The sequence below is a fragment of the Aquabacterium sp. genome, from assembly GCF_030652515.1.
In the GTDB taxonomy this organism is placed as follows: domain Bacteria; phylum Pseudomonadota; class Gammaproteobacteria; order Burkholderiales; family Burkholderiaceae_C; genus Aquabacterium.
Genome location: NZ_JAUSAR010000074.1, coordinates 1 through 9,368, shown reverse-complemented (window position 1 = coordinate 9,368; position 9,368 = coordinate 1). Strand labels below are relative to the sequence as shown.

Genomic DNA, 9,368 nt, shown 5'->3' with positions numbered 1-9,368 from the left:
CGCCACCTCAGCCAGCACACGGGCGGATACGTGATCGCCCGCAAAGCGCTGACCCAACTGGTGCCGATTGAAAACGCCACCATGCCCGAACGCTCGGTGATCCAATGGGACAAGGACGACCTGGACGCCTTGCGCATGCTCAAGGTCGATGTGCTGGCGCTGGGCATGCTGTCCGCCTTGCGTCGCGCGCTGGATTTCATCGGCCTCCGGCGGGGCCACACCTTCGCCCTGCAGGACATCCCGGACAAAGACACCGCCACCTTCGACATGATCTGCCAGGCTGACACCATCGGCGTGTTCCAGATCGAAAGCCGCGCGCAGATGAACATGCTGCCGCAATTGAAGCCCCGTACTTTTTATGATCTGGTGGTGGAGGTGGCACTGGTCAGGCCCGGCCCCATCCAGGGCGGCATGGTGCAGCCCTACCTGGAGCGCCGCAAGACGCCTGAAACATATGACTGTCCTCCAGAGTTGAAGGATGCCCTTGGTCGGACACTGGGCATCCCCATCTTCCAGGAGCAGGTCATGCAGGTCGTCATGATCGCGGCCGGTTTCACTGCAGGAGAAGCCGATGAATTGCGCCGATCCATGGCTTCTTGGAAACGCCATGGCAGCGTCAACAGATTCCAGGAACGAATCATGAAAGGCATGCAGGACAATGGCTATTCCACCGCATTCGCCGAGCGCATCTTTCAACAGATTGAAGGCTTTGGCGCCTACGGCTTCCCTGAGTCGCACTCGGCCAGCTTCGCCTTGCTGGTCTACGACAGCGCCTGGATCAAATGCCACGAGCCCGCCATCTTCCTGGCCGCGCTGCTCAACGCCCAGCCCCTGGGCTTTTACTCACCCAGCCAACTGGTGCAAGACGCCGCACGCCATGGCGTGACCATTCTGCAACCCGACGTGGTGCACAGCGGCCTGGAATGCACCCTGGTCGACCTCACCGATCAGACTCGGCAACCTTCTGCGCGCCTGGGCCTGTCCATGGTCAGCGGGCTCTCATCAGAGGCCGCCACACGCATCATCGACGCCCGGCAGGCAGGCCCTTTTAAAAACGTCGAAGAGTTGTCGCGCCGTGCCCGGCTCGACCAATCCGACATGCGCCACCTGGCCGCCGCCGATGCCCTGATCAGCCTGGCCGGCCACCGCCGCCAGCAGGTCTGGGAAGCCTCCGCCCTGCACCGTGCCCCGGCTTTGCTGCGCGAAGCGCCCGTGCACGAAGACCTGCTGACCCTGCCCTGTGCGCCCGAAGGCGAGGAAATCTTGTTCGACTACGCCTCGCTGGGGCTGACCTTGCGCCGCCATCCGCTGGCCTTGTTGCGCGCCAAGCTGGACGAACAAGGCCTGATGTCGGCCCAGGCCCTGCGCGAATTGCCGCATGGCGAGCGCACGCGCGCCTGCGGCATCGTCACCGTCCGGCAGCAGCCACCCACGGCCGGTGGCGTGGTCTTCGTCACCCTGGAAGACGAAACCGGCACCGTCAACGTCGTGGTCTGGAAGCGCCTGCGCGACCGGCAACGCCAGGAGTTGCTGCATTCACGCCTGCTGGCCGTGCATGGCGTCTGGCAGCGCGAAGGCGATGTCCGTCATCTGATCGCCCATCATTTGCGTGACTTGACCCCTTTGCTGGGCCGATTGGCCACTGAAAGTCGGAACTTTCACTGAGTTCAGGGATTTCCTCGGTTTAACGTCAGTCATTCACATGCCATCCTGCACAAAAATGATCACCGTCGTTTTTCGACAAGAAAGCACCCCCATGCGCTGTTCGTGTTCCGCCTGCCCTGATCTTTGAGCAACCTCCTTGAGGGCTCCACGTGGTCTTCAAGTTTCAACCGTCGGCGTCAAACCCCGGCGGTTTTTTCTTTCAGGCGCCGAGCTTCTCGTAGACATCGACAAAGGCTTGGCCATTCCAGACGTACAGCAGATGCGCGGCATGCACGCACTGGCTGGCGCCCTTGGGCTTGAACAGGCCCACGCATTCGCCGCCCGGATGGCGCACGCTGCGGTAGGCCACACCCGCCGATCCTTGCTGGCGCAATTGCTTGCCCAAAGCCCGGGATGCGCTGTAGCTGTCGGCGGCATGCACACCGACACCCTCCAGGTCCAGCGGACGCAGGTCATGCACTTGTGCGCTGATGCGCACGGCGTAGAGGCGCATCGGCAACTGCATGGCCGACTGCTGGGTGGCGGCCAGGAAGCGCGCGTGGTGGTACTGGGTCTCCAGCACGGCCGTTTCCTTGTCGTGCGCAGCGTAGAAGACGCCGTAGCTGCCATCTGAAAACCGGCTGCCTTCCGGATTGAGGTGGGTGAAGGCCGCCATGACGGGACCAGAGCCCGGGCCAACCACGCGGTCTGGCGCTGGCACCAGGTCCACCTGCCCGACTTCATCACGGATGCGTTCGTTGGTCAGGGATTCCAGTGCATACAGAGCGTCGAAATCGTCGGCCTCGGCCACCCGGTCAAACAGGTACACCGTGGGGTAGCGCGTGGGCACGATGCGATGGGCGGGCTGCCAGCGCAAACGCCGGACTTCAGGATCTACCGGGCTCATGCCCAGCCGCCGCTGCGCACCGAGTCCAGGTAACGACGAACCAGGTTCAGATCACTGACATTGCCGGCCAGCATGCGGTCCAGGGCCGAACGCCCACCGAACAGTTCGGCCGTGTTGGGCTGGCGCACCCAGGCGTCTGCTGCCTGTGGATCGGGCAGCAAGATCTGCAAGGACTTGTAGATGCCCAGGAGGTTGGACAGTCGCTCCAGCGTGTCGCGCGGCACGCGGGCGGTGTCGGGCGATTTGCGCCAGGCAAAGAAGGTGGACCGGGCGGGCTCGCCCAGGAGGCGCAGTTGCTCGTCGGTGTTCAAGCCCCAAGCCTCGGCGATGCGGGCAAAGGCCCGCAATCCGGCCGCGCCCATGTGCTGGGCCGAAGGCGCTGGCGGCGCGGCAGCCGCCCGGGGAAGATGCAATGCAGCACTCATGGTTCAATTCTAGACATTTTGTGAATAAAAGTCCAGATTTGAACTGAAGTGCTGATGCGGGTGATCAGCCCGGCTTCTTCAACTTGCCACGAACCGGCACCACTGTGGTGATGCTGGGCATGACAGCGCCAGGCGAAATGGGCTTGGCGGGGCTTTTGTCCTGCTTGGGTTTCTTGACTTCCTTGCCGCTGCGTTGCTGACCTTTGGCCATGTTTGACTCCTCGATGGATGGGCCCCTGAGGGGCAAGCCAACATGGTAACCGGCCGCTGTCGCGCGAACGCTAAGGTCGCTGCCGTGGTGGCATCAAATCAGTGCAAGTCCCATGGGCGGCTTCGGCGGCCAGGCCGATGCTCTCGCCCAAGGTGGGGTGCGGGTGGATCGTCTTGCCGATGTCCACCTCGTCCGCGCCCATCTCGATGGCCAAGGCCACCTCGCTGATCAGGTCGCCCGCGTTGGTGCCCACGATGCTGCCACCGAGGATCTGCTTTGTCTCGGCGTCGAACAACAACTTGGTGAAGCCTTCGGAGCGGCCATTGGCCAGCGCCCGGCCCGAGGCTGCCCAAGGGAACAGGCCTTTCTTGATGGCCTTGCCTTGAAGCTTGGCCTGGTCTTCGGTCAAGCCGACCCAGGCGATCTCGGGATCGGTGTAGGCCACGCTGGGGATGACACGCGCATCGAAGGCTGCGCGCGACAGGGCCGTGTCGTTCAGCAACTCGCCAGCGGCCACCTCCGCCGCGACATGCCCTTCGTGCGTGGCCTTGTGCGCCAACATGGGCTGACCCACGATGTCGCCGATGGCAAAAATGTGCGGCACGTTGGTGCGCTGTTGCAGATCAACCGGGATGAAGCCGCGTTCATTGACGGCGAGGCCTGCCAGATCAGCACCAATCTTGCGGCCATTGGGGCTGCGGCCCACTGCCTGCAACACCAGGTCGTAAGTCTCGGCTGCGGGCGCCTCAACGCCTGGCTTGGCGGATTCAAAACTCACGCGGATGCCATCGGCCGTGGCCTCGGCCGCCACGGTTTTGGTGCCCAGCATGATGCGGTCAAAGCGCTTGGCATTGTGCTTTTCCCAGACCTTGACCAGGTCGCGGTCGGCGCCGGGCATCAGGGTGTCGCTCATCTCGACCACATCGATGCGGGAGCCCAGGGTGGAATAGACGGTGCCCATTTCCAGGCCGATGATGCCGCCCCCGATCACCAGCATCTTGCGCGGCACGGAGGGCAGACTCAATGCGCCGGTGGAATCCACCACGCGCGCGTCGTCTGGCATGAAAGGCAGGCGAACCGATTGTGAGCCTGCGGCGATGATGCAGCGCTTGAAGCTGAGCGTCTTGGTCTCGCCTGACTTGTCTTGCGCCGGGCCGGTGGTGACTTCTACCTTGATGTGGCGGTCATCGACAAAGCTGCCGTAGCCACGCACCACGGTGACTTTGCGGGCCTTGGCCATGCCCACCAGGCCGGTGGTGAGCTTGCCGGTGACTTTGGATTTGTGCGCGCGCAGCTTGTCCAGGTCCAGCTTGGGCTCGCCAAAGCTGACGCCCAAGGCATCGAAGTGCTTGACCTCTTCCATGACGGCAGCCACGTGCAGCAAGGCCTTGGAAGGGATGCAGCCCACGTTCAGGCACACGCCGCCCAGGTCGCCATAGCGTTCGACAAGGATGACTTTGAGGCCCAGATCGGCAGCGCGGAAGGCGGCGCTGTAGCCACCAGGTCCGCCGCCAAGCACCAGCACGTCGCAGTCGGCGTTGTCGGGATCCTTGCTGGCGTTCTGGCTGGCGGCGACAGGCTGAGTCGCTGCACTCTTCGGCAGTTCAGCCGCAACTGGCGATGCAGCCGGTGCCGACGCTGCGTTGGCGGAAACCGCGGGCGCTGGCGCCGCAGCAGACGCATCCTGCCCAGCAGCTTCCAGCGTCAAGATGACCGTGCCCTGCCCGACCTTGTCGCCCAATTTCACCTTGATTTCGCTGACCACGCCCGCTTGTGGCGCGGGAACCTCCATGGAAGCCTTGTCGGATTCCAGCGTGATCAGGCTTTGCTCGGCCTTGACGGTGTCACCCGCCTTGACCAGGATTTCAATGACCGCCGCATCGGCGATGTCGCCGATGTCGGGCACGGGGATGTCGATCAAAGCCATGGTGTCAGTTCAAAGAAGTGCGCGGCGGAAATCAGCCAGCAAGGTGGCCAGGAAGGCGTTGAAGCGGGCGGCAGAGGCGCCATCGATCACGCGGTGGTCGTAGCTCAGGCTGAGCGGGATGATCAGGCGCGGGTCGAAGGACTCGCCGTTCCACACCGGTTTCATCGCAGCACGGCAAACGCCCAGGATGGCCACCTCGGGCGCATTGATGATGGGCGTGAAAGTGGTGCCCCCAAAGCCACCCAGCGACGAGATCGAGAAGGTGCCGCCCTGCATGTCGGCTGGCGACAGCTTGCCTTCGCGCGCCTTGAGCGCCAAAGCGGCGGTCTCGGCGGCCAGTTGCGACAGGCCCTTGGTGTCGGCATCGCGGATCACCGGCACGACCAGGCCATTGGGCGTGTCGGCCGCAAAGCCAATGTGCACATACTGCTTGAGCACCAGGTCATCGCCATCCAGCGAGGCGTTGAACTGCGGGAATTTTCTCAAAGCCACGGCACAGGCCTTGATCAAGAAGGCCAGCATCGTGAACTTGGGGCCCGTCTTGGCATGCTCTTCATTGAGCTTGACGCGCAAGGCTTCCAGCTCGGTGATGTCGGCCTCTTCGTTGTTGGTGACGTGGGGGATGCGCACCCAGTTGCGGTGCAGGTTGGCGCCCGACAATTTTTTGATGCGCGACAGGGGTTGGCGCTCGATGGGGCCGTACTTGGCGAAATCCACCTTGGGCCAGGGCAGCAGGTTGAGGCTGTCGCCACCAGCAGTGAGGTCGGCAGATGCCGAAGCCGTGCCAGAGCCTTTGGCCAAAGCGGCTTTGACAAACGCCTGCACGTCGGCATGAGTGATGCGCCCCTTGGGGGCCGAGCCCTGCACGCTGCCCAGCGGCACACCCAGTTCGCGCGCGAAACGGCGCACCGAGGGCGAGGCATGGGGCACATGGCCATCCTTGGCTGGTGGCTCGGCAGGCGGCAAGGCCGCCGTGGGTGGAATGCGCGAGGCCGGTGCTTCAGCAGCAGGGGCCGCAGGGTCCGGTGAACCTGAAACAACAGGTTCCACTAACTCAGCTGCCTGTGTCTTGGCTTGCACCACCCCAGCCGACTCCGGCTCGGCCGCCCCTGACGCCGACGACGGCGCGTCAGCGCTCGGTGACGGCGCCGCGTCTGCCGTTTCCAGCAGCGCGATCAAGGCGCCTTCGCTGACCTTGTCGCCAAGCTTGATCTTGAGCTCCTTGATCACGCCACCTTGCGCTGCCGGCACCTCCATGGAGGCCTTGTCCGACTCCAGCGTGATCAGGCTTTGTTCGGCCTTGACGGTGTCACCCGCCTTGACCAGGATTTCAATGACGGCGGCATCTGCCACGTCGCCAATGTCCGGAACCTTCAGTTCGATGAGTGCCATTCAGTGCTGCCTCAATGCATCAAGCGTAGAGCGGGTTGATCTTGTCGACGTCGATCTTGTAGCGCGCGATGGCCTCGGCCACCTTGGCCACAGGCACGGTGCCCTCTTCCGACAAGGCCTTGAGCGCGGCCACCACGATGTAATGCCGATTGACCTCGAAATGCTCACGCAGGCGGTAGCGGAAATCGCTGCGGCCAAAGCCGTCGGTGCCCAACACCTTGTAGGTGCGGCCTTTGGGCATGTAGGCCCGGATCTGCTCGGCGAAAGTCTTGACGTAGTCGGTCGAAGCGATGACCGGTCCAGCGTGGGGTGTCAGCTGCTGCGCCACGAAGGACAAACGCGGTACTTCGGTGGGGTGCAGCAGGTTCCAGCGTTCAGCATCCTGGCCATCTCTGGCCAGTTCGTTGAAGCTGGGGCAGCTCCACACATTGGCGGCCACGCCCCAGTCGGCTTCCAGCAACTCGCGCGCCGCCACCGATTCGCGCAGGATCGAGCCCGAACCCAGCAGGTTCACGCGTGGTGTCTTCTTGGCGCCTTCCTGCAGCAGGTACATGCCCTTGATGATCTCAGCCTCTGTGCCTTCGCGCAGGCCGGGTTGGCTGTAGTTCTCGTTGAGCAGGGTCAGGTAGTAGAAAACATTCTCTTGCTGCTCGACCATGCGCTTCAAGCCATGCTGCACGATCACCGCCACTTCGTGCGCGTAAGTCGGGTCATAGCTCAGGCAGTTGGGAATGGTCGAAGCCACCAGTTGGCTGTGGCCATCTTCGTGCTGCAGGCCTTCGCCGTTCAGCGTGGTGCGGCCGGAGGTGCCGCCCAGCAAGAAGCCACGCGCCTGCATGTCGCCAGCCGCCCAGGCCAGGTCACCCACACGCTGCAGCCCGAACATCGAGTAGTACACGTAGAACGGGATCATGATCCGGTTGTTGGTGGAGTACGACGTGGCCGCCGCGATCCACGAACTCATGCCACCGGCTTCATTGATGCCTTCTTGCAGGATCTGGCCCGCCTTGTCTTCGCGGTAATAGCTCACCTGGTCACGGTCAACCGGCGTGTACTTCTGGCCTTCTGGCGCATAGATGCCGATCTGGCGGAACAAGCCCTCCATGCCGAAAGTGCGGGCCTCGTCCACCAGGATGGGCACCACGCGCGGGCCCAATTGAGCATCGCGCAACAAAGGCGTCAGGCAGCGCACAAAGGCCTGCGTGGTCGAAATCTCACGCCCTTCGGCGGTGGCGTCCAGCACGGTCTTGAAGGCCGCCAGCTCGGGCACCACCAACTGCTCGTCGGCCTTGACACGCCGATGCGGCAAATAGCCGCCCAGCGCCTCGCGGCGGGCGTGCAAATACTCCATCTCCGGGGTGTGCTCGGCCGGCTTGTAGAACGGCACACCGGGCAGGTCTTCATCGGTGATGGGGATGTTGAAGCGGTCGCGGAAGATCTTGATGTCTTCCTCGGTCAGCTTCTTGGTCTGGTGCGCGGTGTTCTTGCCTTCGCCGCTCTTGCCCATGCCAAAACCCTTCACGGTCTTGATCAGCAGCACGGTGGGTTGGCCGGTGTGGTTCACGGCCGCGTGGTAGGCGGCGTACACCTTCTGCGGGTCGTGGCCGCCCCGGTTCAGGCGCCAGATGTCGTCGTCGGACATCTTGGCCACCATCTCGGCCACCTTGGGGTCACGCCCGAAGAAGTGCTGGCGAACGAAAGCACCATCGTTGGCCTTGCAGGCCTGGTAGTCGCCATCGACCATGTCCATCATGACCTTGCGCAGCAGGCCTTCCTTGTCGCGCGCCAGCAGCGGATCCCAATAGCCGCCCCACAGCAGCTTGATCACGTTCCAGCCCGCGCCACGGAATTCACCTTCCAGCTCTTGCACGATCTTGCCGTTGCCGCGCACCGGGCCGTCCAGGCGCTGCAGGTTGCAGTTGACGACGAAGATCAGGTTGTCGAGCTTCTCGCGCGTGGCAAGGCCGATGGCGCCCAGCGATTCGGGCTCGTCCATCTCACCATCGCCGCAGAACACCCAGACCTTGCGGTTGGAGGTGTCGGCGATGCCACGGGCATGCAGGTACTTCAAAAAGCGCGCCTGGTAAATGGCCATGATCGGGCCAAGACCCATCGACACGGTCGGGAACTGCCAGAACTCGGGCATCAGCTTGGGATGTGGGTAGCTGGACAGGCCCTTGCCACCCACTTCCTGGCGGAAGTTCAGCAACTGGTCTTCGGTGATGCGGCCTTCCATGAAGGCTCGGGCGTAGATGCCGGGCGCCGAATGGCCTTGGATGTAGAGCAGGTCGCCGCCATGACCTTCGTGCTCGGCGTGCCAGAAGTGGTTGAAACCACAGCCCAGCATGGTCGCCAGGGAGGCAAACGACGAGATGTGCCCCCCCAGGTCGCCACCGTCCGGCGGCTCATGCCTGTTGGCCCGCACCACCATGGCCAGCGCGTTCCAGCGCATGAAGGCGCGCAGGCGCTCTTCAATCTCCATGTTGCCGGGGAACTGCGCCTCGTCTTGAACCGCGATGGTGTTCACATAGGCGGTGTTGGCCGAGAACGGCAGGTCGATGCCGGCCTGGCGGGCGTGGTCCAACAGTTGTTCAAGCAGGTCGTGGGCACGGCCACGCCCCTCGGTTTCGATGACGCCCGACAAGGCGTCAAGCCATTCGCGCGTCTCTTCCGGGTCAAGATCCATGGAAGCAGACGGCAGCGCATCGGCAGCGGACATAAGCAAAGTCTCCGTTGGTATGTACCAGTGTCATGAGTATCAGCCATCCCCTGAGTGAGTGGGGTGATTAGAGTGAATCCTTAACGCTGGAATTGAATCGGGATTGCACTCGTTCTCAAGCAGTACGTCGATTGTGGGAGACC

Annotated in this window: 7 protein-coding genes; 1 reads left to right on the top strand and 6 read right to left on the bottom strand. The window is 63.2% G+C overall.

Annotated features, from left to right (window positions below):
• Positions 1–1,665, top strand: a 1,665-nt coding sequence (locus Q7V20_RS09760) for an OB-fold nucleic acid binding domain-containing protein (RefSeq protein WP_304789916.1), incomplete at its 5' end; no start/stop codon positions are given.
• Between the two features lie 199 nt (positions 1,666–1,864).
• On the opposite strand, the gene Q7V20_RS09755 is transcribed toward Q7V20_RS09760, so the two are convergent.
• From Q7V20_RS09755 to aceE, 6 genes are all read right to left on the bottom strand, one after another.
• On the bottom strand, positions 1,865–2,551 hold the full coding sequence (locus tag Q7V20_RS09755) for an RES family NAD+ phosphorylase (protein ID WP_304789913.1): 687 nt from the start codon (positions 2,549–2,551) through the stop codon (positions 1,865–1,867).
• A complete protein-coding gene (locus Q7V20_RS09750; RefSeq protein WP_370652435.1) occupies positions 2,548–2,913 on the bottom strand; it encodes an antitoxin Xre/MbcA/ParS toxin-binding domain-containing protein in 366 nt (121 codons plus the stop codon). Before Q7V20_RS09750 ends, Q7V20_RS09755 begins: the two co-directional genes overlap by 4 nt.
• 127 nt (positions 2,914–3,040) lie before the next feature.
• Entirely contained in the window at positions 3,041–3,187 is a 147-nt protein-coding gene (locus Q7V20_RS09745; protein WP_304789907.1) for a hypothetical protein, read from the bottom strand.
• A gap of 70 nt (positions 3,188–3,257) precedes the next feature.
• Positions 3,258–5,114 carry a dihydrolipoyl dehydrogenase gene (gene lpdA / locus Q7V20_RS09740; RefSeq protein ID WP_304789905.1) on the bottom strand — a complete coding sequence of 619 codons (1,857 nt, stop codon included), beginning with the start codon at positions 5,112–5,114 and terminating at the stop codon, positions 3,258–3,260.
• Between the two features lie 9 nt (positions 5,115–5,123).
• Entirely contained in the window at positions 5,124–6,506 is a 1,383-nt protein-coding gene (gene aceF / locus Q7V20_RS09735; protein WP_304789902.1) for a dihydrolipoyllysine-residue acetyltransferase, read from the bottom strand.
• A 19-nt stretch (positions 6,507–6,525) separates the two neighbouring features.
• Complete coding sequence (gene aceE / locus Q7V20_RS09730; protein WP_304789898.1) at positions 6,526–9,225, bottom strand: pyruvate dehydrogenase (acetyl-transferring), homodimeric type; 2,700 nt, start codon at positions 9,223–9,225, stop codon at positions 6,526–6,528.
• Positions 9,226–9,368 lie beyond the last annotated feature (143 nt).

Coding starts and splice junctions, on each gene's coding strand:
- aceF (WP_304789902.1), bottom strand. CDS start 6,506: ATGGCACTCATCGAACTGAAGGTTCCGGACATTGGCGACGTGGCAGAT.
- aceE (WP_304789898.1), bottom strand. CDS start 9,225: ATGTCCGCTGCCGATGCGCTGCCGTCTGCTTCCATGGATCTTGACCCG.
- Q7V20_RS09755 (WP_304789913.1), bottom strand. CDS start 2,551: ATGAGCCCGGTAGATCCTGAAGTCCGGCGTTTGCGCTGGCAGCCCGCC.
- Q7V20_RS09750 (WP_370652435.1), bottom strand. CDS start 2,913: ATGGGCGCGGCCGGATTGCGGGCCTTTGCCCGCATCGCCGAGGCTTGG.
- lpdA (WP_304789905.1), bottom strand. CDS start 5,114: ATGGCTTTGATCGACATCCCCGTGCCCGACATCGGCGACATCGCCGAT.
- Q7V20_RS09745 (WP_304789907.1), bottom strand. CDS start 3,187: ATGGCCAAAGGTCAGCAACGCAGCGGCAAGGAAGTCAAGAAACCCAAG.